The organism is Haloferax sp. S2CR25 (assembly GCF_031624535.1).
Taxonomy (GTDB): Archaea; Halobacteriota; Halobacteria; order Halobacteriales; family Haloferacaceae; genus Haloferax; species Haloferax massiliensis.
This window is the reverse complement of sequence record NZ_JAMQOO010000007.1, coordinates 105914-129829: the sequence shown is the minus strand read 5'-3', so window position 1 is coordinate 129829 and position 23916 is coordinate 105914. Positions and strand designations below refer to the sequence as shown.

28 protein-coding genes are annotated in these 23916 nt (G+C 68.3%); 14 read left to right on the top strand and 14 right to left on the bottom strand.

The window, feature by feature from the left end:
* Positions 1-7: 7 nt before the first annotated feature.
* On the top strand, positions 8-505 hold the full coding sequence (locus NDI65_RS16250; RefSeq protein WP_310893842.1) for a DUF5813 family protein: 498 nt from the start codon (positions 8-10) through the stop codon (positions 503-505).
* Between the two features lie 66 nt (positions 506-571).
* On the opposite strand, the gene NDI65_RS16245 is transcribed toward NDI65_RS16250, so the two are convergent.
* A complete protein-coding gene (locus NDI65_RS16245; RefSeq protein WP_089776642.1) occupies positions 572-808 on the bottom strand; it encodes an Lrp/AsnC ligand binding domain-containing protein in 237 nt (78 codons plus the stop codon).
* Positions 809-810: 2 nt separating this feature from the next.
* Entirely contained in the window at positions 811-1494 is a 684-nt protein-coding gene (locus NDI65_RS16240) for a TrkA family potassium uptake protein (protein WP_089776643.1), read from the bottom strand.
* A 108-nt stretch (positions 1495-1602) separates the two neighbouring features.
* Between NDI65_RS16240 and NDI65_RS16235 the strand changes: the two genes are divergently transcribed.
* Entirely contained in the window at positions 1603-1836 is a 234-nt protein-coding gene (locus NDI65_RS16235; protein WP_089776644.1) for an Lrp/AsnC ligand binding domain-containing protein, read from the top strand.
* A gap of 15 nt (positions 1837-1851) precedes the next feature.
* On the opposite strand, the gene NDI65_RS16230 is transcribed toward NDI65_RS16235, so the two are convergent.
* On the bottom strand, positions 1852-2898 hold the full coding sequence (locus NDI65_RS16230) for a thiamine pyrophosphate-dependent dehydrogenase E1 component subunit alpha (RefSeq protein WP_089776645.1): 1047 nt from the start codon (positions 2896-2898) through the stop codon (positions 1852-1854).
* Positions 2899-3058: 160 nt separating this feature from the next.
* Between NDI65_RS16230 and NDI65_RS16225 the strand changes: the two genes are divergently transcribed.
* The gene (locus NDI65_RS16225) at positions 3059-3379 is read left to right on the top strand and encodes a hypothetical protein (protein WP_007275614.1); all 321 of its coding nucleotides are present in this window, start codon (positions 3059-3061) and stop codon (positions 3377-3379) included.
* A gap of 24 nt (positions 3380-3403) precedes the next feature.
* On the opposite strand, the gene tmk is transcribed toward NDI65_RS16225, so the two are convergent.
* Positions 3404-3997 carry a dTMP kinase gene (tmk, locus tag NDI65_RS16220; RefSeq protein WP_007275613.1) on the bottom strand — a complete coding sequence of 198 codons (594 nt, stop codon included), beginning with the start codon at positions 3995-3997 and terminating at the stop codon, positions 3404-3406.
* An 85-nt stretch (positions 3998-4082) separates the two neighbouring features.
* Here tmk and NDI65_RS16215 point away from each other — a divergent pair, with 85 nt between their 5' ends.
* The 6 genes from NDI65_RS16215 (at position 4083) to cofG (ending at position 9649) form a co-directional block, all read left to right on the top strand.
* The gene (locus NDI65_RS16215; RefSeq protein ID WP_007275612.1) at positions 4083-4328 is read left to right on the top strand and encodes a hypothetical protein; all 246 of its coding nucleotides are present in this window, start codon (positions 4083-4085) and stop codon (positions 4326-4328) included.
* A 136-nt stretch (positions 4329-4464) separates the two neighbouring features.
* Complete coding sequence (locus NDI65_RS16210) at positions 4465-5370, top strand: complex I NDUFA9 subunit family protein (RefSeq protein WP_049920600.1); 906 nt, start codon at positions 4465-4467, stop codon at positions 5368-5370.
* Between the two features lie 211 nt (positions 5371-5581).
* Positions 5582-6769 (top strand): tubulin/FtsZ family protein, encoded by a 1188-nt coding sequence (locus NDI65_RS16205; protein WP_004969204.1) that lies wholly within the window; start codon positions 5582-5584, stop codon positions 6767-6769.
* Positions 6738-7532, top strand: a complete 795-nt coding sequence (locus tag NDI65_RS16200; RefSeq protein ID WP_089776646.1) for a hypothetical protein — start codon at positions 6738-6740, stop codon at positions 7530-7532. The genes NDI65_RS16205 and NDI65_RS16200 overlap by 32 nt, the downstream gene beginning before the upstream one ends.
* A 6-nt stretch (positions 7533-7538) precedes the next feature.
* Entirely contained in the window at positions 7539-8159 is a 621-nt protein-coding gene (cofC, locus tag NDI65_RS16195; protein ID WP_089776647.1) for a 2-phospho-L-lactate guanylyltransferase, read from the top strand.
* Positions 8160-8482: 323 nt separating this feature from the next.
* On the top strand, positions 8483-9649 hold the full coding sequence (gene cofG / locus NDI65_RS16190; protein WP_089776648.1) for a 7,8-didemethyl-8-hydroxy-5-deazariboflavin synthase subunit CofG: 1167 nt from the start codon (positions 8483-8485) through the stop codon (positions 9647-9649).
* Between the two features lie 39 nt (positions 9650-9688).
* Here the strand turns inward: cofG and NDI65_RS16185 are convergent, their stop codons facing one another.
* The 3 genes from NDI65_RS16185 to cofH all read right to left on the bottom strand — a co-directional run bounded on the left by NDI65_RS16185 (position 9689) and on the right by cofH (position 12339).
* On the bottom strand, positions 9689-10291 hold the full coding sequence (locus NDI65_RS16185) for a hypothetical protein (RefSeq protein WP_089776649.1): 603 nt from the start codon (positions 10289-10291) through the stop codon (positions 9689-9691).
* A gap of 130 nt (positions 10292-10421) precedes the next feature.
* Complete coding sequence (locus NDI65_RS16180) at positions 10422-10970, bottom strand: hypothetical protein (protein ID WP_089776650.1); 549 nt, start codon at positions 10968-10970, stop codon at positions 10422-10424.
* A gap of 1 nt (position 10971) precedes the next feature.
* Positions 10972-12339 carry a 7,8-didemethyl-8-hydroxy-5-deazariboflavin synthase subunit CofH gene (gene cofH / locus NDI65_RS16175; protein ID WP_310893841.1) on the bottom strand — a complete coding sequence of 456 codons (1368 nt, stop codon included), beginning with the start codon at positions 12337-12339 and terminating at the stop codon, positions 10972-10974.
* 108 nt (positions 12340-12447) lie between these two features.
* Here cofH and NDI65_RS16170 point away from each other — a divergent pair, with 108 nt between their 5' ends.
* Positions 12448-12870 carry a DUF5518 domain-containing protein gene (locus NDI65_RS16170; protein ID WP_089776652.1) on the top strand — a complete coding sequence of 141 codons (423 nt, stop codon included), beginning with the start codon at positions 12448-12450 and terminating at the stop codon, positions 12868-12870.
* 24 nt (positions 12871-12894) lie between these two features.
* Here the strand turns inward: NDI65_RS16170 and NDI65_RS16165 are convergent, their stop codons facing one another.
* Positions 12895-14940, bottom strand: a complete 2046-nt coding sequence (locus tag NDI65_RS16165; RefSeq protein WP_310893840.1) for an ATP-binding protein — start codon at positions 14938-14940, stop codon at positions 12895-12897.
* Between the two features lie 107 nt (positions 14941-15047).
* Here NDI65_RS16165 and NDI65_RS16160 point away from each other — a divergent pair, with 107 nt between their 5' ends.
* A complete protein-coding gene (locus tag NDI65_RS16160) occupies positions 15048-15296 on the top strand; it encodes a hypothetical protein (protein WP_089776654.1) in 249 nt (82 codons plus the stop codon).
* Positions 15297-15334: 38 nt separating this feature from the next.
* On the opposite strand, the gene NDI65_RS16155 is transcribed toward NDI65_RS16160, so the two are convergent.
* Positions 15335-16093, bottom strand: a complete 759-nt coding sequence (locus NDI65_RS16155; RefSeq protein WP_089776655.1) for a Sir2 family NAD-dependent protein deacetylase — start codon at positions 16091-16093, stop codon at positions 15335-15337.
* A 138-nt stretch (positions 16094-16231) separates the two neighbouring features.
* Here NDI65_RS16155 and NDI65_RS16150 point away from each other — a divergent pair, with 138 nt between their 5' ends.
* A complete protein-coding gene (locus tag NDI65_RS16150) occupies positions 16232-17251 on the top strand; it encodes a phosphoribosylaminoimidazolesuccinocarboxamide synthase (protein ID WP_089776656.1) in 1020 nt (339 codons plus the stop codon).
* 42 nt (positions 17252-17293) lie between these two features.
* Here NDI65_RS16150 and NDI65_RS16145 read toward each other — a convergent pair whose 3' ends face one another.
* The 3 genes from NDI65_RS16145 to NDI65_RS16135 all read right to left on the bottom strand — a co-directional run bounded on the left by NDI65_RS16145 (position 17294) and on the right by NDI65_RS16135 (position 20121).
* On the bottom strand, positions 17294-17509 hold the full coding sequence (locus tag NDI65_RS16145) for a hypothetical protein (RefSeq protein ID WP_089776657.1): 216 nt from the start codon (positions 17507-17509) through the stop codon (positions 17294-17296).
* Between the two features lie 61 nt (positions 17510-17570).
* Entirely contained in the window at positions 17571-18554 is a 984-nt protein-coding gene (locus tag NDI65_RS16140) for a formyltetrahydrofolate deformylase (protein ID WP_089776658.1), read from the bottom strand.
* Positions 18555-18699: 145 nt separating this feature from the next.
* Positions 18700-20121, bottom strand: coding sequence for a gluconate:H+ symporter (locus NDI65_RS16135; protein WP_089776659.1), 1422 nt, complete (start codon positions 20119-20121; stop codon positions 18700-18702).
* Between the two features lie 278 nt (positions 20122-20399).
* Here NDI65_RS16135 and purS point away from each other — a divergent pair, with 278 nt between their 5' ends.
* Complete coding sequence (purS, locus tag NDI65_RS16130) at positions 20400-20651, top strand: phosphoribosylformylglycinamidine synthase subunit PurS (protein WP_004969187.1); 252 nt, start codon at positions 20400-20402, stop codon at positions 20649-20651.
* Between the two features lies 1 nt (position 20652).
* Positions 20653-21327 (top strand): phosphoribosylformylglycinamidine synthase I, encoded by a 675-nt coding sequence (gene purQ, locus NDI65_RS16125; protein WP_089776660.1) that lies wholly within the window; start codon positions 20653-20655, stop codon positions 21325-21327.
* A 488-nt stretch (positions 21328-21815) separates the two neighbouring features.
* Here the strand turns inward: purQ and NDI65_RS16120 are convergent, their stop codons facing one another.
* Together NDI65_RS16120 and NDI65_RS16115 are read right to left on the bottom strand one after the other, a co-directional pair.
* Complete coding sequence (locus NDI65_RS16120; protein ID WP_089776661.1) at positions 21816-22898, bottom strand: archaeosine biosynthesis radical SAM protein RaSEA; 1083 nt, start codon at positions 22896-22898, stop codon at positions 21816-21818.
* A 78-nt stretch (positions 22899-22976) separates the two neighbouring features.
* Positions 22977-23843 carry a DICT sensory domain-containing protein gene (locus NDI65_RS16115; RefSeq protein ID WP_089776662.1) on the bottom strand — a complete coding sequence of 289 codons (867 nt, stop codon included), beginning with the start codon at positions 23841-23843 and terminating at the stop codon, positions 22977-22979.
* Positions 23844-23916 lie beyond the last annotated feature (73 nt).

Here is a 23916-nt window from a genome sequence, read left to right as displayed (position 1 = left end):
TCCGTGCATGAGCGAAGACGACATCCCCGGTCGAGTCCGCCGCGCGTTCGGCGACCACGGGTCGTTCGAACCGGTTGACGACCGAACCTTCGAGTCCGTGACGACGCCGTTCGACGGCACCGTCGGCGTCGCGGCGCGGGACGGCGGCCGCGTCGAGTTCGACGTGGAGGTGCGCGTCCCGATGCTCTCGGCGGTCGCCGACGACGTGGCCCCCGTGGTCGAAGACGGCTGGTACGAGACGTTCGAACTCCGCCTCGAAGACGTGGGCGGCGTCGTCGCCGGCGACCACGACCTCGACCCCGACGTGACGCGCGCGGGCGATGAGGCGGTCGTCCGGGCGAGTTTCGCCGATATCAACGAGCGCCGCGGCGTCGACGACGCCGGCGCGGTCATCGACTACGTCGAGGGCACGTTCGTCGAGGGCATCATCCCCGGTTACGACTACGGCGAGCCGGTGACGAGTCTCATCCAGAACGCGAGAGACGCCGCCGGCGCGGGCTTCTGAAAAACGAGCGTATTCGGTTCGAGCGCGGCTCGGGTGGCTCCGCGGGGCTGGCCCCGTTGTCCGTGCTCAGTCCATCGCGATGTACGTCTGGGTGTCTTCGATGCCCGACACCGACTGGATGCCGCCGGCGATGTCCTTTACGTCCGCGGGCGAGTCCACCTCGACTTTGACGATGAAGTCCACGTCGCCGGCGACGATGTGGGCGCTGACGATGCCGTCGGAGACGGCCAAGAGGTCCTCTTTCAGTTGGTCGATGCCGCCGGAGACGGGCGCGGCCTTGACCATAATGTAGGCGTAGACCATCGTCACGCACCCCCCGCCGCGGTGGCGACTTCGTCGCCGACGAGCAGCTGTCGCACGTCGTCGAGCACGTCGAAGTCCGCGAGGACGGCCACGCGGTCGCCGGTCTCAAGCGAGTCGTCCGAAAGCGGGATGCCCATCGGCCCGTCTCTCTTCCCGAACGCGAGGATGCGGGCGTTCGCCGGGAGCGCCACCTCCTCGATGCTGTACCCGTTCATCGGCGACTCCTCGGTCACCGTCACGAGGATGACCTGCAGGTGTTGCGCGATGTCGGCGATGGCCCGGATGGAGCCGCCGAGCAGCGCGTTCTTCGCGCCGATAGCGCCGAGTCGCTCGGGGTAGACGATTACGTCGACCTCCTTGGCGTACTTCTGGTACACCTCCTCGCGGTAGTCCTCGTCGACCCGGAGCACCGTCCGACAGCCGAAGTGCTTGCCGATCATGCACGCCGCGAAGTTCACGTTGAGGTCGGCGGTGAGCGCGCCGAGGGCGTCGGCCGCCTCGATACCGGCGTCGACGAGCACCTCCTCGCGAGAGCCGTCGCCTTCGACCACCTCGAACTCTGCCTCGCGGGCCCGCTTGACCCGGTCGCGGTCCAACTCCACCAGGACGATGTCGTGGCCCTCCTCGCGGAGGACGCGAGCGGTGCGCAGCCCAACCCGTCCAGCACCAATGATAACGAACCGCATGATAGAGAGGTATGTCGGCGGAGGCAAATAACCTTCCCCCGGTTCGGCCGAGCGGGGCACGGTCGGTCGAAGCAAGGCTTTTGACGACCGTGGTAGAATATCTCACGCATGGTTCACGCGTTCATCATGGTGAAGACCGGAGCCGGCGAGTCGGAACAGCTGCTCGGTCCCATCCGCGACTTCGAGACGGTGACCGAGGCCCACATCGTCGCGGGCGCGTACGACATCATCGCCGAGGTCGACACCGACGCGGTCTACGAGGTGCTGAAGACGGCGTCCAGCCACGTGCAGGGGTTACAGGGCGTCGCCGACACGAAGACGTACATCTCCTTGGACGACTGAGGGGGCGGGCGCGACTCAGCGCTCGATGTCGAACGGCCCGTTGCGCTCGACGAACGCGACGTGTTCCTCGCGCTGGCGGGCGAGTTCCGTCGGCAGCTCCTCGTAAACGTTGTCGAACAGCTCGTCGGTCCCCGGTTCGGGCGTCGCCTCGGCGCGCTCGACGGCCTCGCGCAGTTCCTCGTCGGCGTCGTCGCGCATGGTCTCGACGGCCGCGTCGTCGACGACGCCGCCCTCGCGGCAGAACGACTCGAAGCGGTCGAGGGGGTCGCGCGTCCGCCACTCGGGGAGGTCCGGCTCGTCGTCGCGGTAGCGCGAAGGGTCGTCGGCGGTCGTGTGCGGGCCCTGCCGGTATGTGAGGCTCTCGATGAGAACCGGCTCCCCGGCGCGGGCCTTCTCGAAGCCGCGCTCGACGGCCTCCCTGACCGCCAGCGGGTCGTTGCCGTCGACCTGCATCCCGTCGATACCGTAGGCGTCGGCCTTGGCCGCGATGGACTCGCTGGCGGTCTGGCGCTCGCGGGGGAGCGAAATCGCCCAGCCGTTGTTCTCACAGAAGAAGACGACCGGCGCGTCGAAGACGCCGGCGAAGTTCAGCCCCTCGTGGAAGTCGCCCTCGGAGGTCGCGCCGTCGCCGAAACAGACCAGCGCCGCGTGGTCGTCGCCGCGGTAGTTCGCGGCCATGCCGACGCCCGCGGCGTGGGGAATCTGGCTCCCGATGGGGACCGCCTGCGGGAACACCGGCACGTCGTGGTCGGAGTTGTATTCAGCGTGGCCGCGGCGAAAGAGGAAGATGTCGCTCGGCGGGACGCCGCGGGCGAGCTGGAGGGCGTTGGACCGATACGTCGGCAGTAACACGTCGTCGTCGCGCATGGCGTGTGCGGCCCCGATTTGGGAGGCCTCCTGCCCGCGAAACGGCGGGTAGCCGCTCATCCACCCGCGCCGCTGGAGGGCGAGTGCGCGCTCGTCGAACCGGCGCGCTCGAATCATGTCGCGGAGGGCGGCGCGGGCGTCGTCCGCGGTGAACCCCGTGTCGTCCAGCCCGCGCTCTGCGATGAGTCGGTGCATGGCGGTGAGTCACGGTCCTTCGTGATAAACGTCACCCGTCTGCGGGGCGGTCGGGGGCGGTCGGAGGCGCTCCGAGTCGGGGGGTCCGACCGACGGCGACGCCGGACGAGCGGGTCGCCGAGAGCGACAGGCCAAAGACCACCGCCTCCCTAGGTCGGCTATGGTCTCGGTGGTCAACCTCGTGCTCATGGGCGCGCTCATCGTCCTCCACACCCTCATCGCGGCGGTCATGACCCGGTTTTTCCGCCTGCGGCTGAACACGCGGTGGGGGTCCGTCCTGTACGCCCTGTTTCTCATCCCGCTCGTGCTGTTCGTCTCGACGCTGGTGTTCTCCGGGGTCTTCGGCATCGGCGTCGACCTCGGCAGTCCGACGGCGGCGCTCGGCGTGATGATAGGGATGCCGCTCGCGCTCGGCTTCACCATCGACACGCTCTACGTTCCGCCGCCGGAGGAGTACGAGAACCTCCCGAACTCGCGGTGAGCCGCGAGCGGTCGGGAGTTACTGTTACTGTTCCGCGAGAATCTCTTCGAGCGCCGCCTCGACCGCTTCGAGCACGTCCTCGGGCGACTGCGTCGCGTCGACGCGGACGAACCGCTCCGGCTCGGCATCGATGAGTCGCTCGTAGTTGGCGCGCACGTCCGCGAGGTACGCCGCCTGTTCGAACTTGTTCGTCGCGCCGCTCCGCGCGGCGGCCGTCTCGGGGTCCACGTCGAGGTAGATGGTCTTGTCCGGGGGGCGGGTGAAGGCCGCGTGGATGCCCATGATGTACTCCATCGGGCGGCGGAGGTCGCTGTCGCTGAGCGCGGCCGCCTGATAGGCGTACCGCGAATCGGAGTAGCGGTCGGAGACGACGAGGTTCCCGTCGGCGAGGGCCGGCCGGACGACCCGCGAGAGGTGGTCGGCGTGGTCGGCGGTAAAGAGGAACAGCGTGGCCAGCGGGTCGGCGTCGTCGTCGTCGATGGCGCGGTTGACAGCCTCTCCGTACCACGAGTCCGACGTGGGCTCGCGCGTGAAGACGGCGTCGGGGTACGCGTCGTGGAGCGCCTCCCAGACGGTCGTCTTCCCGCTCCCGTCGAGCCCTTCGAGCGTGACGAGCATACCCTACCAACTCGGCGCTCCCGAAAAAGCGCGCCGAAGCGCGCCGCCGCAACGATAATGTCAACGCGGACCGATATACGCCGTAGTGGCACCCACCTGCGAGCGGTGGGACGACCTCCGACCGAGGGACAAACAGTACAGCGTCGTCCGCTTCGACGAGCGGGCGTCCCCGACCGACCCGGCGTTCGCGACGAAGCAGTCGGAGGTCGACCACCCGAACGACGCGCCCGACGAGTGCCCCGCGGCGGCCGAGGAGCTCGTCGTCTACGACCGAATCGGTCGGATGGTGAAACGCACGGACGGGTCGGTCGCGCCCTCGGTGCTGTTCTGAGCGCGGTCGCAGTCGCGGGCGGTGCGGATGCGGACCGCGGCCGAGCGCGAGAACGTCTTTCGCATCTGAGCGTTCGCCGGCGAAATCGACCTCATTCCCCCGTTAGCTTTACCCTCATTCCGCCGAATATTACGGCATGAAAGTCCTTGTTGTCGGCGGAAGCGGATTCATCGGGAGCCACCTCTGCCGCGAACTGCAGTCGCGGGGCCACAGCGTGACCGCGATGTCGCGGAGTCCGAACAGCGAGGACCTCCCCGACGGCGTCGAGAAGGCGATGGGGGACGTGACGGACTACGACTCCATCGCGGGCGCGTTCGAGGGGAAGGACGCGGTCGTCAACCTCGTCGCGCTCTCGCCGCTGTTCGAGCCGAGCGGCGGCAACCGGATGCACGACATCGTCCACTGGCAGGGGACCGAAAACGTCGTGAAGGCCGCCGAGGCCCACGACGTGCCCCGACTCGTCCAGATGAGCGCGCTCGGGGCCGACACCGACGGCGACACGGCCTACATCCGCTCGAAGGGGAAAGCCGAGGGGGCGGTCAAGTCGTCGGGCCTCGACTGGGTCATCTTCCGTCCCTCGGTCGTCTTCGGCGACGGCGGCGAGTTCGTCTCCTTCACGAAGCGGCTCAAGGGGATGTTCGCGCCCGGCGTCCCGCTGTACCCGCTTCCCGGCAACGGGAAGACGCGGTTCCAGCCCATCTGGGTCGGCGACCTCGTGCCGATGCTCGCCGACGCCGTCGAGGGCGACGAACACGTCGGCGAGACCTACCGCATCGGCGGGCCGGAAAAGCTCACGCTCCGCGAGATCACGGAGATGGTGTACGACGCCGAGAACAGGTCCATCACCATCGTCCCGCTCCCGATGGGTCTCGCGGGCGTCGGCCTGACCGTTCTGGGGGCGGTCCCCGGCTTCCCGATGGGGAAAGACCAGTACCGCTCGCTCCAGTTCGACAACACGACCGACCGGAACGACGTGGGCGTCTTCGGCGTCGACGTGTCGTCGATGAAGACGCTCGGCACGTATCTCGCCGAGCGAAACTGACGGCGCTCCAACCGTTTTCCGAAGTTAAGCGGTCGTGAACTGCGCCCCATTTCGCCGGTATGAGACGCTCTCCGGGGATAACGTCCGATTAACACCGGTTTCGAGTCGCCGTTTTTCGCCGATAATCTGATGCTGGAAATACACTTCCCCATCACAACGCTTATGTCCGCGTTCGTACTGCAATTCACGCAATGGCGAGGGGACTGAACCTATGAAGCTCGCAATGATCGGATTCGGGCAAGCCGGGGGAAAAGTAGTCGACAAGTTTGTCGAGTACGACCGGGAGCGCAACGCGGGAATCGTCCGCGCGGCGGTCGCGGTGAACTCCGCGAAGGCTGACTTGCTCGGACTGAAGAACATCCCGAAGGACCAGCGCGTCCTCATCGGCCAATCCCGCGTGAAGGGACACGGCGTCGGTGCGGACAACGAACTCGGTGCCGAAATCGCCGAGGAGGACATCGACGAGGTACAGGGTGCCATCGACAGCATCCCCGTCCACGAAGTCGACGCCTTCCTCGTCGTGTCCGGGCTCGGTGGCGGCACCGGCTCCGGCGGCGCGCCGGTCCTCGCGAAACACCTCAAGCGCATCTACACCGAGCCCGTCTACGGGATCGGTATCCTGCCGGGGTCCGACGAGGGCGGTATCTACACGCTCAACGCCGCGCGCTCCTTCCAGACGTTCGTCCGCGAGGTCGACAACCTCCTCGTGTTCGACAACGACGCCTGGCGGAAGACCGGCGAGTCGGTCCAGGGGGGATACGACGAGATCAACGCGGAAATCGTCAACCGATTCGGCGTGCTCTTCGGAGCCGGCGAGGTCCAGGACGGACAGGAAGTCGCGGAGTCCGTCGTCGACTCCTCGGAGATCATCAACACGCTGGCCGGCGGCGGCGTCTCGACCGTCGGCTACGCCTCCGAGGGCGTCGAACCGCGGAAGAACAAGGGCGGCGGCCTCCTGTCTCGGCTGACGGGCGGCGACGAGCCCGACGACAACCTCGACACGGCGCACACGACCAATCGAATCACGAGCCTCGTCCGCAAGGCCGCGCTCGGTCGACTCACGCTCCCGTGTGAGATCGAAGGCGCGGAGCGCGCACTGCTCGTTCTCGCTGGTCCGCCGGAGCATCTGAACCGGAAAGGCATAGAGCGCGGGCGGAAGTGGATCGAGGAGCAGACCGGTTCCATGGAAGTTCGCGGCGGCGACTACCCCATCCCGGGCGCGGAGAAGGTGGCGAGTGTCATCCTCCTGTCGGGCGTGACGAACGTCCCGCGCATCAAGGAACTGCAACAGGTCGCCATCGAAGCACAGGACAACATCGAAGAGATCCGCCAAGAGAGTGATTCGAATCTGGAGACCCTCATAAACGATGACGAGGACGAACTGGAGTCGCTTTTCTAAGCTGGCGCTCGCGCTCGTCGTACTCCTGTCGGCCTTCGCGGGGCAGGCAGGGGCGGTGAGCGTCGCGTCCGACGACGTCCCCGACGAGGCGCAGGTCGGTACGCAGGTGACCGCGTCGGTCACCCTCGAAGAGCTGTACCGGAGCCCGCAACTCGAATCGTGGACGCTCGCGGGCCAGACCGACCTGGAGGACGTGACGTGGACCGTCGCGTACTACGACCAGACGGGCGCGAGAGTCGACCAGCAGTCCTTCGACGGGCAGAACTTCAGCGGCGCGGAAATCGCCACTGCCGACGGGACGAGCGAGGTGGAGGTCACCGTGACGGGAATCGTTCCCGAGGTGGAGTCGTACAGCTACGACCCCGCACAGACGTTCACGATAATCTCGCTCGACCAGACCCGCGAGGGCGGCTCCAGTAACGATATCGACTCGTGGACGGTCCACCACTACACCGAGGAGAGCGCCGCCGCGCGCGACGAACTCGACAGCGCGCGGGACGCGATTCAGCGTGCGAGTGGGGCCAACACGCAGCAAGCCGAACAGACGTTCAACAACGCCGTCGAAGCGTACAACGGCGAGGAGTTCAACCTCGCGACGAACCTCGCCAACGAGGCCGAGACCAGCGCGAACCAGGCCCGGCAGTCGAGTCAGACGACCCAACTGCTCATCTACGCGGCGGGCGGCCTGCTCGTCGTCGCGCTCATCGTCGGTGGGTTCCTCTACTGGCGGTCCCAGCAGTCGACCTACGACAAACTGGGCTGATTTCCCGTGCGAGTCGTCGTTCCCTTCGGGGGACGCGAGCCGAAGACCCGACTCGCCCCGTTTTTCGACGCCGACGAGCGGCGCGACTTTGCGGTCTCGATGCTCCGCGACGTGCTCGACGCGGTCCGCGCGGCCGGCGGCGACCCCGCGGTCGTCGCGGACGCGCCCGTCTCGGTCGAGGCACCCGTCGCCGTGGACGACCGGCCGCTCACGGAGGTCGTCGGCGACGAACTCGACGGATTCGACGGCGACCCCGTCGCGGTCGTCATGGCCGACCTCGCGCTCGCGACGCCCGCGGCGCTCGCGCGACTGTTCGAGACCGACGCCGACGTGGTCGCCGCGCCCGGCCTCGGCGGGGGAACGAACGCGCTCGTCGTCCGGCATCCCGAGTTCTCCGTCGACTACCACGGCGCGTCCATCCTCGACCACCGGCGAATCGCCCGCGACGCCGGCTGTTCGTTCGCCGAGGTGGATTCGATGCGACTCGCCGTCGACGTGGACGAGCCGAGCGACCTCGTCGAGGTGCTCGTCCACGGCGAGGGCCGCGCCCGCGAGTGGCTGGTCGACGCCGGCGTCAGACTCGAACGCGGGACCGGTCGGGTCGAGGCCGTCCGCGAGCGCCGATAGGGCCTTAACGGTACGCGGTGAACGTTAAGGGGCGCGGTCGTCCGTCTGCCCGGCGGGAACTGAGGCGACGTGTGCCGCGCGTTCCGCGTCGCGAAGACGGCGCGGGGGGGCGAAGTGGAGTGGAGTCCGAACGTCGCGGCGACGACGCGAGTCTCGGTCGAAACCAACACGGGGCGAGCGTCTGACGCCGCTTCGGACGGGCCGGTGACGTGTCTGGCACCAACTATCCGGCCCCGAAGCTCCGACTTCCGTTCTTCGGTCTCGACGCCGCCGTATCGGCCGGGAGTGACACGCTTTTAGTGATTCGTCACGCACCGGGAGACATGTTCCCGGGTGCCGACGAGTACGGAGTCGACCTGACTATCGACGACGCCGAGGTGGACCGACTGCTCGCCGTCACCCCCGCCGACGCCGACGCGCCGGCGTCGCTTTCGTTCTCGCGGAACGTCTTCGTCCCGCTGACGACCGCCTGCCGGTACACCTGCACCTACTGCACCTACTACGACGTGCCCGGCGAGGCGACGCTCATGTCGCTCGACGAGGTCCGTGAGGTGGTCCGAACGGGCGCGGACGCCGGCTGCACGGAGGCGCTGTTTACCTTCGGCGACGCCCCCGACGAGCGCTACACGGCGATTCACCGCCAGCTCGACGAGTGGGGCTACGACGACATCCTCGACTACCTCGCGGCGGCCTGCGAGGTCGCGCTCGACGAGGGCCTCCTGCCGCACTCGAACCCCGGCGACCTGACCCGCGAGGCGTTCGCCGACCTCGCGCCCCTGAACGCCAGCATGGGCGTGATGCTGGAGACGACCGCCGACGTGGCCGCCCACTCGGGGAACCGCCGGAAGACGCCGGGCCAGCGGCTCAACACCATCCGCGCCGCGGGCGAGGTGGGCGTCCCCTTCACGACGGGCATCCTCGTCGGTATCGGCGAGACGTGGCGCGACCGCGCGGAGAGCCTGCTGGCCATCCGCGCGCTCCACGAGCGCTACGGCCACATACAGGAGGTCATCGTCCAGAACGTCGTCCCCAACGAGCGGTCGGACTACGAGCGCCCGTCGCTCGACGCGATGCGCCGGGTCGTTTCGATGGCGCGGGTCGCGCTCCCCGAGGAGGTGTCGGTACAGGTGCCGCCGAACCTCTCGGCGGCGGCCGACCTCGTGGCCTGCGGCGTCGACGACCTCGGCGGCGTCTCGCCGGTCACGGACGACTACGTCAACCCCGACTACGAGTGGCCCGCGCTGCGGGAGCTCGCCGACATCGCCGACGAGGCGGGCGTGCCGCTCCGCGAGCGACTGCCGGTCTACGAGCGGTTCCTGCCGGACGGGGCGCTCGGACCGGCCGGCGAAACCGGGGACCCGCCCGCGACCGCGCCGGACCGCGAGTGGCTCCGCGACCCGATTACCGAGCGTCTCGACGCCGACGACGTTCACGGGCGGCGGTTCCGAAACGTCGCCCGGGGCGACGGGCCGCTGTCGATTCCGCGGTGAGAGCGGCGCGGCCGTCGGTCGGCGGTCTGGCGTCGCGTGCTACCGACGACGAACGAGAACTGAGTAGAGCGCGACGACCGTGGCGGTCACGGCGGGCGCGCGCCCCGAGAGCTGTGGCACGCGCTTTCTGACGAGCGTGTAGGCGACGCCGACGGCGAGGCTGGCGAGGAGAATCCCACGCGGGCCGTCGCCGAGCGTCAGGAACCCCGGCACCGACAGCGCCGCGGCGAGCGCGAGGTCGCCGGGAGAGCCGTCGTAGGCGGCGAGACGCCGGGGTTCGACCCAGCCGCCGAGACTGCGGACGTAGACGCCGCGGTCGGTTCGAGCCTCCCACGGGCGGGCCTCGCTGCTGCCGCCGAGGTAGTCGGCCGCGCAGTGGAGCGCCGCCGCGACGAATCCGGTCGCCGCGGCCGCGGCCAGCGGGTCGCCCGTGACGACCGCAACCGCGCCCGCTCCGACTGAGCCGACGACGAACGCCTCGACCTGATGGATCGTCTTGCGGTGGACGCCGACGACCATGTCGAGGTCGGGGAAGACGCCGCCGACGAGTGCCGCCGCGACGACGAGCGGTGCGGCGGCGGGGGCGACGAAAACGACGGCGGCGGCGAGCGCGAGGCTCATCGCCACGTGCGTCGGGGCCATCACGGGGCGACCGCCCCCGGACGAAGTCGTCGAAGTGTCATCGCTTCGCCTACTCGGCGACCGAGACGTATGAGTTTCGTGGTCGAGTCGAACACCCGCGAATCGGGTCACAGCGCCCCGCTCGATGGACTCAGATGCCGAACCACTCGGGCATCCGCTTTCTGAAGCCGGTGTAGAACAGCGCGACGGCGACGCCGACCGCGACGGCGACGCGGATGCCGCCGGGGAAGGCGAGAAACCCGGGGACCGAAAACAGGAGCGTCAGCGCGAGGTCCTCGGGCGCGCCGTCGTAGCGGACGAGATAGCGGGGCCGGAGCCAGCGCTTCGCGGGGTGGACGTACACCGCGCGGTCGGAGGTGCGGTCCCACGGCCGGAGTTCGCCGCCCGCGCCGAGCCAGTCGGACGCGGAGTGGAGCGCCGCCGACAGGAAGAAGAAGGCGGCCGCGACGGTGAGCGACGAGGGGGACGTGATGGCGACGGCTCCGGACACCGCGGCGGCGACGCTGTAGTAGACGGGGAAGTGCAGGGTCTTGCGGTGGACGCCGACGAAGAGGTCCACGTCGGGGAAGACGCCGCCGGCGAGCGCGCCGACGGCCGCCGCGGTGGCGAGTTCGGGCGCGACCCAGACCAGCGGCGCGGCGAGGGTCAGCCCCACGGCCGCGTGGGTGGTCACCATCATCTCAGTCGTCGGCGGTCGCCGGGCCGCGGCGACCGTCGAGGAGCGGCGTCCCGTCGGCGCGGGGGCCGAGCGTCGGGCCGTGCGGGCCGTCGTCGATGTCGATTGGGCGGCGAGTCCGGTAATCGGTCGAGCGCTCGACCGGCCGGCGACCGATGGCGGTTATCATGTCGACGTAGTCGTCGAACGAGCGGAACTCGCCGAAGCCGCCGCCGGCGCGCTTCGTTATCTCCTCGGAGAGAATCGACCCCATCAGGTCGTCCGCGCCGCAGTTGAGGAGCTTCAGCGCCTTCGCGTTCCCGAACTTCACCCACGACGACTGGATGTGGTCGACGTTGTCGAGATACAGCCGCGCGACGGCGACCATCAGTTCGTCCTCGTCGTCGGACGCGCCGCCGGTCACGAGGCCGCGGTCGTACAGCGGCGTGTTCTGGTGGATGAACGACAGCGGGACGAACTCGGTGATGCCGCCGTAGCGGTCCTGCAGGTCCCGAATCACGTCGAGATGGAGCACCCGGTGTTTCTCGGTCTCGACGTGGCCGTACATGATGGTCGCCGTCACGTCGAGGCCGGCCTCCATCGCGCCCTCCATCCCGGCGACCCACTCGTCGGTGCCGATTTTGCCGGGGCAGATGACCTCGCGCACCTCGGGGACGAGAATCTCCGCGGCGGTGCCGGGCGCGCTGGCGAGGCCCGCGTCGGCGAGGCGGCGATAGACTTCCTCGTAGCTCCAGTCGGTGCCGCGCTTGGCGTGGTGGGCCTCCTCGGGGGTCATCGAGTGGACGTGCGCGCCGTCGGCCGACATGGCGGAAAGCTGTTCGGCGTAGCTCGCGGGGTCGGTGTCGTACGCCTCGGGCGGCTTGTAGTTCACCTCGGCGGCGGGGTTGTCGTGGGCTTCGAGAATCTCGCGGTGTTCCTCGTCGAGCACGAGCGCGGGGTGGAGGCCGGAGACGGACGTGACCTCGTAGACGCCCATCTCGACCGCGTCGGCGACGATGTCGCGGGACTCGGCGGGCGTCTTCGTGAAGCCGCCGTGGTCGGCGTCGGAGTCGGACTCGAACAGGTGGGCGGTGTTCTTGAAGTTACAGAACAGACAGCCGGTGTTGCAGGCCGTCGTCACGTTGTTGTTGAGGTTGGCGACGAACGTCACGTCGTCGCCGACCATCTCGGCGCGCCGCCGGTCGGCGGCTTCGAGCACGAGTTCCTTGCGCGCGGCGTCGATTCCCTCGCGGTCGGTCCCCGTCGTGATGAGTTCGACGCCGTCGTCGACCGTGAGGCGCTCGCCCGCTCGCGCCTTCGCCAAGGCGTTCTCGAACGACTGGTCTGTCTCCGGGACGTGGTCGAACCCGAAGTCGTGGGCGGCACCGGTCATGCTCGTTTGCAACGCGCCACGGTCCTAAAAACGGGGCGGTACCGGAACACCGACCGCGGGACGCCGCGGCGGAGAAAGCATTAGACCCCCGGTCGTGTTGTGTCCGGTATGGAACACACCCCGTCTTCGGAAACCGAGTCCGCTCTCCGCGACGACCGCGAGAGCCTGCTGTTTTCGGCGCTCGTCGGCGCGGTCGCCAGCATCGTCCTCTCGCCGCTTCCGGGGTCGACCGTCCTCGGCGGCGCAATCTCCGGCTACCTGACCGGAAGCGACCGCGAACTCGGCGTGAAATCCGGCGCGGTCTCCGGGCTGTTCGTGAGTCTCGTCGGCGTGGTTCTCGGCGTCGTCGTCCTCGGCTTCTTCGGCATCTTCGCCATCGGCGTCACCCCGTTCGAGTTGGGATTCGGCCTCGGCATCCTCGGCATCGTCATCGTCGCGCTGTTCGGCCTCGCACTGCTCCTCGTCTACACCGTCGGCCTCGGCGCGCTCGGCGGCTACCTCGGCGCGTACCTCCACGAGGAGTTCGCCTGAGTCCGCTCCGCCCCGATTCGGCGCTCAGGGCTCGGATTCCACGCCGGTGAACCCGAAGCGAGCGCCGCCCGCGTCGCTCTCTCCGACCGAGACCGTCCAGCCGTGCGCGTCGGCGACGTTCGAGACGATTGTGAGTCCGAAGCCGATTCCGGCGGTGCCGGTCGAAAAGCCGGTGTCGAAGATGCGCGAGCGGAGTTCGGGCGGGACGCCCGCACCGTCGTCTTCGACGTAGAAGCCGTCGTCGAGCGCGCCGACGGTGACGGTGAGGCGGGTCTCGGCGTCGTCGCCGCCGTCGGTAGAGTCGGACCCCGGTCGCTCCGGGGAGCCGTGTTCCACGGGGTCACCAGACGCAGTCTGGTTGCCCGTCGAACCGTGTTCGACTGCGTTCCGCATCAGGTTCTCGAACAGTTGGTGGAGCCGACCCGCGTCGGCGACGACGGTCCGGTCGGTCGCCACGACGAGCGCCGCGTCCCCGGTCTCGACGTGCTCCCAGCACCGCGCTGCGGTCTCCGCGAGGGGCACCGGCGTCGTGGCGAACGCGTCGGTGCCCTGCCGCGCGAGGACGAGCAGTTCCTCCGTCAGCGCGCTCATCCGGTCGTGCGCCCGCGCCACCGCCGCGAGGTGGTCGTTGTCGACTTCCTCGCGGGCGATGTCGAGGTGGCCCGTGGCGACCGAAAGCGGGTTTCGGAGGTCGTGGGAGACGGCGCTCGTGAACTCGTCGAGCCGGCGGTTCTGGGCCTCCATTTCGCGTTCGACGTCCCGTCGCGCCGTGATGTCCGTGTACACCGCGTATATCGTGTCTTCGCCGACCGGGACCGACCGGAGGAGGAAGTCCCGCTCGCCGTTTGCGGTCCGCCTTCGAACCTCCGTCTGGACGAAGTCGCCGGCGCGGACCATCTCGGTGAGCTTCGCGGCCTCGTCGAGACGGTTGTCCGGCGCGACCACGTCGTCGATGGCGCGGCCGACGACCTCGGATTCGTCGTAGCCGAACGTCGCCTCGAACGCCGGGTTGACCGCGCGGATGACGGACTCGCCGTCGACGAACTCCGAGTCGATGATGCAGTCGGCGCTGTTCTCGAACAGGGCGGCGTACTGGTCGCGTTCGATACGGAGCCGGCGCTCGAAGCTGAGCCGCTGGAGCGCCGCGTTCGTGTGGGCGACGAGCAGTTCCGCGAGTTCGAGGTCGATTTCGTCGAACGCGCCGGTCTGTTCCGACACCGCCTGAAACACGCCGAACGAGCCGATGGCGACGCTGAGCCCGGAGCGGTAGTCGCCGAACTCGGGGCGGCCGAACGCGTGGAGCTCCATGTCGACCGCGCGGTGGGACTCGCCGGTGCGGAACGTCTCGCCCATCGCGCCCGCGTCCTTCGGGACCGGGCGGAGTTCGCGGGCGGTCGGCGTCGACGACTGCGCCCGCGGGACGAACCGGTCCGCCTCGGCCTCGAAGGCGAAACAGATGTCGAGGTTCAGGATGCGCTCTGCGGCCTCGACGGTCTCCTCGTAGATGTCGTCGGCGTCGGCGGCCGACGCGAGTCGCATGGCGACGCCGTGGAGCGACGTTATCTTGCGCTCGGTGCGCTGAATCCGGCGTTCGAGCCGGGAGACGATGTCGCGTTCGGTGCGCTGGGCCTGCGAACTGCGGTAGCGGGCGACCGACGCCCGGACGCGGTCGGCGAGGCGGTCGTACGAGATGGATTCGATGTCGTCGGAGAAGCGATGGACGGCGGGGTCGGCGACGAGCGGACCGGCGGGCGAGGCGGCCGCCGCGTCGTCGTCGTCCGACCGACCGGGGCCGAGGAGGACGACGGGGAGTTCGGGATGGCGGTCGCGGACCAGCGCGACGAGGTCGACGGCGGTGTGTCGGCCGAACTGGCCGGGAATCAGGAGGCAGTCGACCGTCCGGTCGTCGACGCGGCCGAGCGCGGTTCCGAGGTCGAATTCGACGGTGACGGACACGTCGTGGCGGTCGAGCGCGGCCGCGACGGCGTCCGCCCGGGTTCGGTCGGGAGCGACGAAGAGAACGGACGGTGCCGTCCTCGCCGGCGCTCCCGGCGAGGCAAACCGAGTCATGCACCGACATGACGGGGAGGGAGCATCAATTGATTGGTGGGCGCGACCGACGTTCGTGACAGTCGGCCACCACCTATTTGCCGCGTGAGCCGTGAGCTAGTGGCCCGATGTCCGACGACACCGAAGCGGACGTGACGGACCGCGAACCGAGCGTCGAAGACGACGACGGCCACGGCGTCACGGTCGACGGCGGCGGCGACGCCGGCGCGTCGTCGCCCGAGGAGTCCGAGGAAGTCGACGCCGAGCGTCCGGACGAGGGGGAGGAACCGGACGCCGAAGACGAGATGCGCGAGGAGGAGGCGGCCGAGACGGAGAACGTCGACAACCACCGCGACGACGAACCGTTCTACTCCTGACGGGGCGGTCGCGCGGTCACGAAGTCACGCGGTCGCGGTCAGATTCGTTTTTCGACCTCGGGGAGGAACGCCGCGAGGTCCCCGCGGACGACGCGGTCGGCGCGGTCGTCGTACTGCGTCGCGTCGAAGTTGACGACGACGAGCGAGCCGGCCTCGGCGGCGCGGCCGGCGAGACCCGCCGCCGGGTGGACCGTCAGCGACGACCCGAGCGACAGGAACACGTCGGCGTCGCCGGCGAGGCGGTTCGCCTCGCTGTAGGCGACCCGCGGGAGGTGTTCGCCGAACAGGACGACGCCGGGCTTGAGCAGGCCGCCGCAGTCCTCGCACCGCGGCGGCGCGTCGCCGGCGCGGACCGTCTCGAACGCGGGTTCGGCGTCGGTTCGCGCGCCGCAGTCCTCGCAGACGACCTCGGCGGCGTTGCCGTGGAGTTCGACGACGCGGTCCGAACCGGCCTCGCGGTGGAGACCGTCGGTGTTCTGCGTCACGACCGCGTCGAGGACGCCCCGCGATTCGAGGGCCGAAATCGCCTCGTGGCCGGGGTTCGGCTCGACGCCGTCGGGGAACATGCGCTCCTGTAAGCGGACGCGGTCGCGCCAGAACCCCGCGGGGTCGTCGACGAAGCGGTCGCGGTGGAACGACGCCGGGTCGAACTCGGTCTCCCAGATGCCGTCGTCGCCGCGGAAGTCGGGGATGCCCGAGGCCGTGCTCATCCCCGCGCCGGTGAAGGCGACGGCCGTGTCGGCCTCGCGGAGTCGGCGGGCGACCCACGCGGCGTCTGATTCGAGGGCAGCGTCCATAGCCCGACGGACGGGCCAGCCGCGAAAAAGCGATACGATTCGCTCGGTGCGCGCGTTTGTGCATACATTCCTCTCGTCATCGGTCGAGATACGCACGGAAGTGGAAGCTTCTTAGTGGGATGAGTCCAGAGGACGACCATGACCAGCGTGAAGGACTTCCGCGTCGAGGAGGAGCCGACGGCGACCGACCTCGGGCGGGGCCGCTTCGTCTTCTCGGACCGCTACTCGGTGTTCGACTGGGGCGAGATGCCCGACCACGTCCCGAACAAGGGCGCGAGCCTCTGTCTCATGGGCGCGTACAACTTCGAACTGCTCGACGTGAACCACGTCCCGACCCACTACCTCGGCGTCGTCGAAGACGGCGAGGTCAAGGAACTCGGCGAGTGCGAGTCGCCGCCGACGGAGATGGCCATCGAACTCACGCAGGTGCCCGACCTCCCCCACGAGGACGGCGCGTACGACTACGACGCCTACCACGAGGCCGCCGGCGACAACTACCTCATCCCGCTGGAAATCGTCTTCCGCAACACCGTCCCCGTGGGGTCGAGCCTCCGGCGGCGCGGCGAGCCCTCGGAGTACGGCCTCGACGCCGACGAGTGGCCCGACGAGGCCGTCTCCCTCCCCGAGCCGGTCGTGGAGTTCTCCACGAAGTACGAAGAACAGGACCGGTATCTCTCCCGCGAGGAGGCCGACGACATCGCCGGGAAGGTCGACCTCGACCGCCTCGAAGAGCTGGCGCTCGCCGTGAACCACGTGCTGACCGAGCGCGCCGACAAAGCCGGATTCGACCACGAGGACGGCAAAATCGAGTGTCTCTACCACGACGGCACCGTCAAGGTCGGCGACGTGGTCGGCACGTTCGACGAAAACCGGTTTTCCTACGGCGGCCAGCAGGTCTCGAAGGAGGTCGTCCGGCAGTACTACAAGCGCGTCCAGCCCGAGTGGGTCGCGGCCGTGAAGGACGCGAAGGCCGAGGCCATCGAGACGGGCGAGCCGAACTGGCGCGAGAACTGCGCGGTCGAACCCGACCACCTGCCCGCCGACATCGTCGAGGCGCTGTCGGACCTCTACTGCGCCGGCACCAACGCCTACGTCGACCACGACTGGTTCGACGCGCCGGCCATCGAGGACGCCGTGGCTCGCGTCCGGGACCTGTAGTCGACCGCCGAGCGAGCACGCCGTTTTTCGTCTGTTCCATTCTCACGACGCGTCGTCACCGACGAGGGACCGCCAACCTCGGCGGAGGAGTTGGACGACGCCGAGCGCGAAAAACACCGTCGCGCCGGTCACGACGCCCGGTTCGACGCCGGGAAGGAGCGGGATGAAACCGAGTTGGTGCGCGATGAGGAGGACTGTCGCCACGAGCCACAGCGCGTAACAGCCGAGCGCGACGCGATGGCGGAGGGAGACGGGCACGGCTCCGAGTCGTGGCGGCGGCAAAATAGGTCTGATGGGGGTCGCCCCACTCAGCGTCGCCTCAGTCCTCGGACGGGTCGGGCGCGAGCGCCTCGCGCTCGCCGAGGGCGTCGATGATGCCATCGACCGGGCGGTCGGGATTCGACGCCTGCGCTTCGCGGGTGAGGCCGAGCTGGTAGCGCTCGGGGTCGGCGCTCTCGCGGAGGCTGGTGCGCCCGCGGTGGACCGAGACGTCGTTGTTGAGGTGGAGCTTCACGGCTTCGAGGAGCGCGTCGGCCTCCAGCGGCTGACCGCGCTCTTTTATCTCGTCGATGGTGGCGTCGTCCGGCACGTCGAAGGCGCGCTGGGCGATGATGGGCCCCTGGTCGAGGTCGGTCGTCACGTAGTGGGCGGTGACGCCGGCGATGCGGACGCCCTCCTCTTTCGCCTGCCGGTAGGCGGCCGCGCCGGGGAACGCCGGGAGCAGCGACGGGTGGATGTTGATGATGCGGTCCTCGTAGCGGAAGACGACGTTCGGGCCGAGGATGCGCATATAGCGCGCGAGGACGATGAGGTCCACGTCGTACTGTTCGAGGAGGTCGAGCAGGCGCTGTTCGTTGGCGGTGCCCTTCTGGTCGCCGATGTCGTGGAAGGGAACGTCGTAGTGGCTCGCCAGCGGTTCGAGCGTGTCGTGGTTGCCGATGACGACCGAGATATCAGCGCCGAGGTCGTCGTTGGCCCACGCCTCGAACAGCGCTTCGAGGCAGTGGGACTCCTTCGTGACGAGGACGGCGATTTCGCGGGTCTCGCGGTCCGAGGGGAACCGGACCTGCACGTCGACGCCGAGGTCGTCGCCGAGGTCGGACAGCGCCTCGCGGAGTTCGTCGCGCGAGCAGGTCATCTCCGCGGTGTCGGCGTGGAGGGTCATCCGGAAGATTCCCTCGCGGACCGCCTGGTCTAAGTCCTCGACGTTGATTCCGCGCTCGAACAGCAGGGTGGTCACGTTCGCGATGAGTCCGGTCTTGTCTCCTCCGATGACCGTGATTTCGGTGAGTTCGCGAGTCATACCGTCACCTCCAGCTGTTCGAAGCTGAACATACCCGTCCTGCGTCGGCGAACGGTAAACCGCTGTCGTTCTCCGCAAGCGAATCTCTCGGGAACGACCGTGAATCACCCGCACAAAGGAAAAGCCGATGTGACGGTAAGACCGCCTACGCCAGCGGCAGCACCGACGAGACGACGAGAACGACGACGAGACCGGTCACGGAGATAATCGTCGTCAGCGCGGTCCACGTCTTCAGCGTCTCAGCCTGCGTGAGGCCGCCGATTTCCTTGACGAGCCAGAAGCCCGAGTCGTTGTACCACGAACAGATGTTGCCGCCCGCGCCGATGACCATCACCAGATACGCGGTGTTGACCGGAAGCTGGCCGGTGAGCGGGGCCATGATGCCGGCGGCCGTGAGCATCGCCGCGGTCGCGGAGCCCTGCGCGATGCGGACGATGGCGGCGATGAGCCACGCGGTCACGAGAAGCGGGATGCCGAAGCCTTCGAGCCCGTTGGCGAGGTACGAGCCGATTCCGGAGGCCGCGAGGAGCGCACCGAACGCGCCGCCCATGGCGGTGATTGCCGCGATGTTACCGCCGCTTTTGAGCGCCTCGGTGAGTTCGTCTTCCCAGTCGGACCGCGAGAGGTCGGACCAGCGGTAGTACGTGTAGGCCGCGGCGAGCGCGGCGACCGTGAGCGCGACGTTCTTGTCGCCGATGAACGCGACGAACGGACGGTTGTCGACGACGAACGCGACGAACGGCCGGAGCGGTTCGGCCACCGTCACGCCTTCGAGGGCGTTGACGACGGTGAGCGAGCCGACGAGCGCGACGGCGATGACGATGGGCGCGGTGGCTTCGAGGAAGCTCGGCAGGGACGACACGTCGCGCTGGGCGCGCTCCTTCAGTTCGTCCGTGGTCGTTCCCATCGCGTCGCGGAGGGGAATGTCGATGTGACGGTTTATCCAGCGGCCGTAGACGAGACCGCCCATGGTGGCCGACGGGACGGCGACGGTGACGCCGATGAGCATCGTGGTGCCGATGTCGGCTCCGACCTCGCTGGCGACCGCGAGCGGGCCGGGCGTCGGCGGGACGAACACGTGGGCCGTCGCCGCGCCGGCCCCGACGACGACGAGGTAGAGCGCGTAGTTGTCTCCCATCCGAGCCCGCATCGACCGCGCGAGGGGAGCCATGAGGTAGAACACGCTGTCGAAGAACACGGGGATGGCGAGCACGGTACTGCTCCCCCACAGCGCGATGTCGCTGTTTTCTCTCCCGACGAGCGACTGGAAGGAGCGGACGATGCGCTGGGCGGAGCCGCTTTCGAGCATCGACTTCCCGATGATGGCGGCCATCAGGATGGGAATCCCGATGCCGGCCATCCCGTTGCCGAACGCCGTCGCCGTTCTCGTCGCCGCGTCGGCGAGCGCGAAGTCGGGGACGAACGCCGCGTTGACGAGTCCGACCGCGAACGCGGCTATCGCCAACCCGACGAACGCGGGGAGGTCTAACACGACCAGTAGCAACACGACCAACGCGAGCCCGATTACGAACGTCAAGAGCGGACTCTGTGCGAACTCGATTGCCATACGTGAAACACCGTATCACCGTGCCGTAAAATTATTATCATATATTACGTATGTAATTGTTATTTTAAACTGCTGGAAAATAATTAATATGGATTCTGTCAAATCATCCGAATTGGAGACGCGGGGTCGGGTGCAGAGTTCACGGGCAGACCGCGCGGAATCCGCGAGCTAACGCGGTTTCCGGGAGCGTCGTCACCGGTTCGGCGACGATACGCACATCTGTGTATATCAAACACGACCCAAAACCGTTTTTGCACATGACCGCGCATCGCCACCTGATGACCACTTACACCGCGACGGTGACGGTGCGCCTCAAGCGCGGCGTGCTCGACCCGGAGGCGGAGACGACGAAGCGCGCGCTGGAACGACTCGGGTTCGAGCTCGACGCGCTACGCTTCACCGAACGCTACGAGGTGGACCTCGACGCGGCCGACGCCGACGAGGCCGAGGCCCGCGCCGACGAGATGGCAGAACGCTTGCTGGCGAACCCGACCATCCACGACTACGAGGTCGCGGTCGCCGAGGCCTGAGATGATCGCAGTCGTGCAGTTCGGCGGCTCGAACTGCGACCGCGACGCCGTGCGCGCGCTGTCGGACCTCGGCTTCGAGGCCGAGCGCGTCTGGCACGAAGACCCCCTGCCCGAGGCGACGACGGGAATCGTGCTCCCCGGCGGCTTCTCGTACGGCGACTACCTGCGCGGCGGCGCGATGGCCGCCCGCTCGCCCATCATGGAGTCGGTCCGCGAGGCGGCCGACGACGGCGTCCCCGTCCTCGGCGTCTGCAACGGCGCGCAGATCGGCTGTGAGTCCGGGCTCACCCCCGGCGCGTTCACGACGAACGCGAGCGCCCGCTTCCAGTGCGAACACGTCTACCTCCGCGTCGAGAACGCCGACACGCGCTGGACCGCGGCGTACGAGGAAGGCGAGGTCATCGAACTCCCCATCGCCCACGGCGAGGGTCGCTTCGAACTCGACGCCGAGCGCTACGAGGCGCTCGAAGCCGACGACCGGATTCTGTTCCGCTACTGCGACGAGGACGGCAACGTCACCGACGAGGCGAACCCCAACGGCTCGCTCGGGAACGTCGCGGGCGTCCTCGGCGACAGCGAGTCCGTCGCGGTGCTGATGCCGCACCCCGAGCGGGCGTCGCTCCCGCAACTCGGCAACACCGACGGTCGGGGCGTGCTGGCTGGCTTCGAGGGGTAGGTGTATAAAAAAGACCGTCCGCCGCGGTGGCGGGCGGCACGGGGCCGGTTGGCGAGCGAAGCGGCGTACACGATGAGCGATGTTGGAGTGTCGAGGTTTCCGGCCCGCGTACCGCGTGCTATGGGGCGAGAGCGCAGGGAGCGTCCGTGGCGATCCACGCCTCGGTGTTCTCCTCTTCGCGTATCTCGAACCACCCATCCGCGTAGTAGACGGTCTTGTACGTGTGTTTCGTCATGATGGCGGGCGGTTCGGATGGACACGTCCGAACCACCGAATATGACAACGACTCACACCCTCTTTGATACGAATATCCTATTCGACGGTTAGGGGTCAGTTACTCTGAGACGTCACACCCTAACGCGGCCGAATCGGAGGAAACTCGGGGAGATACTGGACGAACAGTCACCGGTTCGGGACGGGACGGCCCCGTTCGCGGCGGGCGTCGGGCCGCGCGGAGAGATGCGATTCGGGGGCTCAGCGCGCGGCGCTCACTTGACGAGCGGCATGTTGTAGCTCGTCTCGTTGTCGAGGACGAACTCCCACGTCGCCTCGCAGTCGCAGGACACCTGCTCGAAGACGCTCGGGTCCTGTCGGAGGTTGAAGTCCTTGACCGCCTTGAACACGAGTTCGTCGCAGTCGCCGCAGTTGTGCGCGCCGCGTTCCTGTCCGCCGCCGACGGGGTCGGAGACGACGATGGCGTCCACGTCGGCCGTCTCGCGGAGCGCGTCGGCGACCGACCAGAGCCACGGCGGGCGATAACCGCCGTTGAAGAACAGCTCGTCGACCATCGTGTAGCGCTGGACGTTCGTCGGGTTCATCGAGACGGTGTGGCAGTTGTCGACCGCCGCACACCGGCGGATGGAGGACTTCATGTCGTCGAGCGCCTCGGGCTCCGAGAGGAACGGCGGCTTCATCAGGAGGTACGCCTTGACGCCGCCGCCGGCCGCGGCGGCCTCCTCGCAGGCGTCCTCGAAGTCCGCGAAGTCGAAGTACTTGTTCACGCAGTCGTGGCGAACGCGGTCGGTGGCGGTTTCGAGGCCGACCGCCACGTCGGTTTCGAGGCCGCGGTCGGTGAAGTCGGCGAGCTTCTCGCGCGTGACGAAGTCCGGGAGCGACTCGACGACCACGCGGTCGCGGTCGGCGAACGTCTCGGCGATGGCGTCGCGGGTCTCGGCGGGCACCTCGCGCTCGTCGAGGAACGAGCCGGAGGTGTAAATCTTGATGAGACCGGCTTTCTCGCCGTCGTCCATCTCCTCGGCCTCGTGGTCGAGACAGACCTGAATCTGGTCCATCAGCGCCTCGTGGGCGACGGTGCCACCCTCGACGGACTCGGCGACGTAGCCGCACATCGTACAGCCGCCGGCGCGCGCCCACCGACAGCCGCCGGTGTTGAGGATAATCGTCAGCGAGTCGTAGACGCCGTCGGGCGTGTTGTCCTCGTCAATCCACACCCGGGTCGGCTCGTGGGGGTCGTAGGTCTTCTGCTTCCGCGAACGGATGTCGCGCATCACCTTGTTGTGCGCGTCCATCCCGCGTCCCCGTTCGTAGACCTCGGGGCTCGGCTTACTCATTGGATACCCGTATCGGACGGGTGCGTAAAGCGGCTTCGTCTGGGGTCGGCGGGCGGCGGTCGTCGGCCTGTCCCGCCGTCACATGTTCCGCGAGATGTAGCGGTCGACGTCGGCGACGAGCGACGGCCGGAACGTCCAGTAGCCCTCCCACCGCCTCGGTTCGGTCTCCAGCGCGAGGAGGGCGACGGGCTGACCCGGAGCCGCGCCGTCGACGCACCCATCGCCCGGTCGCCCCCCGTCGGTCGCACCAGTCGCCTCGCTCTCGTCCGCGGTCGACTCGTCCGACTCGACCGAGTCGCCGTCCGGCGGCGTGTAGACGACGAACCACGAGTCGTAGAAGTCGTCGGAGTAACCGCCGTGCGTCAGCAGTTCGGAGTTCGACGGCGGCGTCCAGTCCGGAATCCCGTAGACGTGCGTCTGCACGTCTGTCGCGGCGACCTTCCGGTAGACCGCTCGCGTTCCGCGCTCGTCTTCGATGCGCGAGAGGCGCTGGAACGACGACCGGAGTCGCCCCCGCCCGGCGCGCCACGCGTGCCGCTCGATGTACCGCGAAATCGCCACGAGAAGGAGTTTCTCCTTGTCAGATTCGGGGTAGCCCCGGAGCGAGAACGGCACGTCGTCGAGTCGGGTGAGCACCGACGGGAGTTCGAACTCGGCGAGGTTCGCCTGTCCCGTCTTGTAGAGGTCGGAGTTCACGAGGAGGATAGAGTTCATCACCTCCTCCAGCGGCGAGGTCGCGACCACCTCGCGGCCCTCGGGCGTCCGCTCGGAGAGCACGACCACGTCGTCGCCGCGGGCGTCGTCGGACAGCTCGTCGACGTCGACCGGCTGGTCGGAGAACGTGGTTTCGAGCATTCGCTGGACTGGGTCGGGAGCCGAGCGATTGACCACGGAAAGCGACCGGCTCGCGGCGTCAATCGCGTCGAGGTAGCTGTCGAGACCCATCTAGTCGTGAGAACGACTGACCGCCGACGAGATAGCTGTTTTGGAGGCCGGAGCCGCGACGGGTTCGGCGGCC

Coding starts and splice junctions, on each gene's coding strand:
- NDI65_RS16250 (WP_310893842.1), top strand. CDS start 8: ATGAGCGAAGACGACATCCCCGGTCGAGTCCGCCGCGCGTTCGGCGAC.
- NDI65_RS16245 (WP_089776642.1), bottom strand. CDS start 808: ATGGTCTACGCCTACATTATGGTCAAGGCCGCGCCCGTCTCCGGCGGC.
- NDI65_RS16240 (WP_089776643.1), bottom strand. CDS start 1,494: ATGCGGTTCGTTATCATTGGTGCTGGACGGGTTGGGCTGCGCACCGCT.
- NDI65_RS16235 (WP_089776644.1), top strand. CDS start 1,603: ATGGTTCACGCGTTCATCATGGTGAAGACCGGAGCCGGCGAGTCGGAA.
- NDI65_RS16230 (WP_089776645.1), bottom strand. CDS start 2,898: ATGCACCGACTCATCGCAGAGCGCGGGCTGGACGACACGGGGTTCACC.
- NDI65_RS16225 (WP_007275614.1), top strand. CDS start 3,059: ATGGTCTCGGTGGTCAACCTCGTGCTCATGGGCGCGCTCATCGTCCTC.
- tmk (WP_007275613.1), bottom strand. CDS start 3,997: ATGCTCGTCACGCTCGAAGGGCTCGACGGGAGCGGGAAGACGACCGTC.
- NDI65_RS16210 (WP_049920600.1), top strand. CDS start 4,465: ATGAAAGTCCTTGTTGTCGGCGGAAGCGGATTCATCGGGAGCCACCTC.
- NDI65_RS16205 (WP_004969204.1), top strand. CDS start 5,582: ATGAAGCTCGCAATGATCGGATTCGGGCAAGCCGGGGGAAAAGTAGTC.
- NDI65_RS16200 (WP_089776646.1), top strand. CDS start 6,738: ATGACGAGGACGAACTGGAGTCGCTTTTCTAAGCTGGCGCTCGCGCTC.
- cofG (WP_089776648.1), top strand. CDS start 8,483: ATGTTCCCGGGTGCCGACGAGTACGGAGTCGACCTGACTATCGACGAC.
- NDI65_RS16185 (WP_089776649.1), bottom strand. CDS start 10,291: ATGGCCCCGACGCACGTGGCGATGAGCCTCGCGCTCGCCGCCGCCGTC.
- NDI65_RS16180 (WP_089776650.1), bottom strand. CDS start 10,970: ATGATGGTGACCACCCACGCGGCCGTGGGGCTGACCCTCGCCGCGCCG.
- cofH (WP_310893841.1), bottom strand. CDS start 12,339: ATGACCGGTGCCGCCCACGACTTCGGGTTCGACCACGTCCCGGAGACA.
- NDI65_RS16170 (WP_089776652.1), top strand. CDS start 12,448: ATGGAACACACCCCGTCTTCGGAAACCGAGTCCGCTCTCCGCGACGAC.
- NDI65_RS16165 (WP_310893840.1), bottom strand. CDS start 14,940: ATGACTCGGTTTGCCTCGCCGGGAGCGCCGGCGAGGACGGCACCGTCC.
- NDI65_RS16160 (WP_089776654.1), top strand. CDS start 15,048: ATGTCCGACGACACCGAAGCGGACGTGACGGACCGCGAACCGAGCGTC.
- NDI65_RS16155 (WP_089776655.1), bottom strand. CDS start 16,093: ATGGACGCTGCCCTCGAATCAGACGCCGCGTGGGTCGCCCGCCGACTC.
- NDI65_RS16150 (WP_089776656.1), top strand. CDS start 16,232: ATGACCAGCGTGAAGGACTTCCGCGTCGAGGAGGAGCCGACGGCGACC.
- NDI65_RS16140 (WP_089776658.1), bottom strand. CDS start 18,554: ATGACTCGCGAACTCACCGAAATCACGGTCATCGGAGGAGACAAGACC.
- NDI65_RS16135 (WP_089776659.1), bottom strand. CDS start 20,121: ATGGCAATCGAGTTCGCACAGAGTCCGCTCTTGACGTTCGTAATCGGG.
- purS (WP_004969187.1), top strand. CDS start 20,400: ATGACCACTTACACCGCGACGGTGACGGTGCGCCTCAAGCGCGGCGTG.
- purQ (WP_089776660.1), top strand. CDS start 20,653: ATGATCGCAGTCGTGCAGTTCGGCGGCTCGAACTGCGACCGCGACGCC.
- NDI65_RS16120 (WP_089776661.1), bottom strand. CDS start 22,898: ATGAGTAAGCCGAGCCCCGAGGTCTACGAACGGGGACGCGGGATGGAC.
- NDI65_RS16115 (WP_089776662.1), bottom strand. CDS start 23,843: ATGGGTCTCGACAGCTACCTCGACGCGATTGACGCCGCGAGCCGGTCG.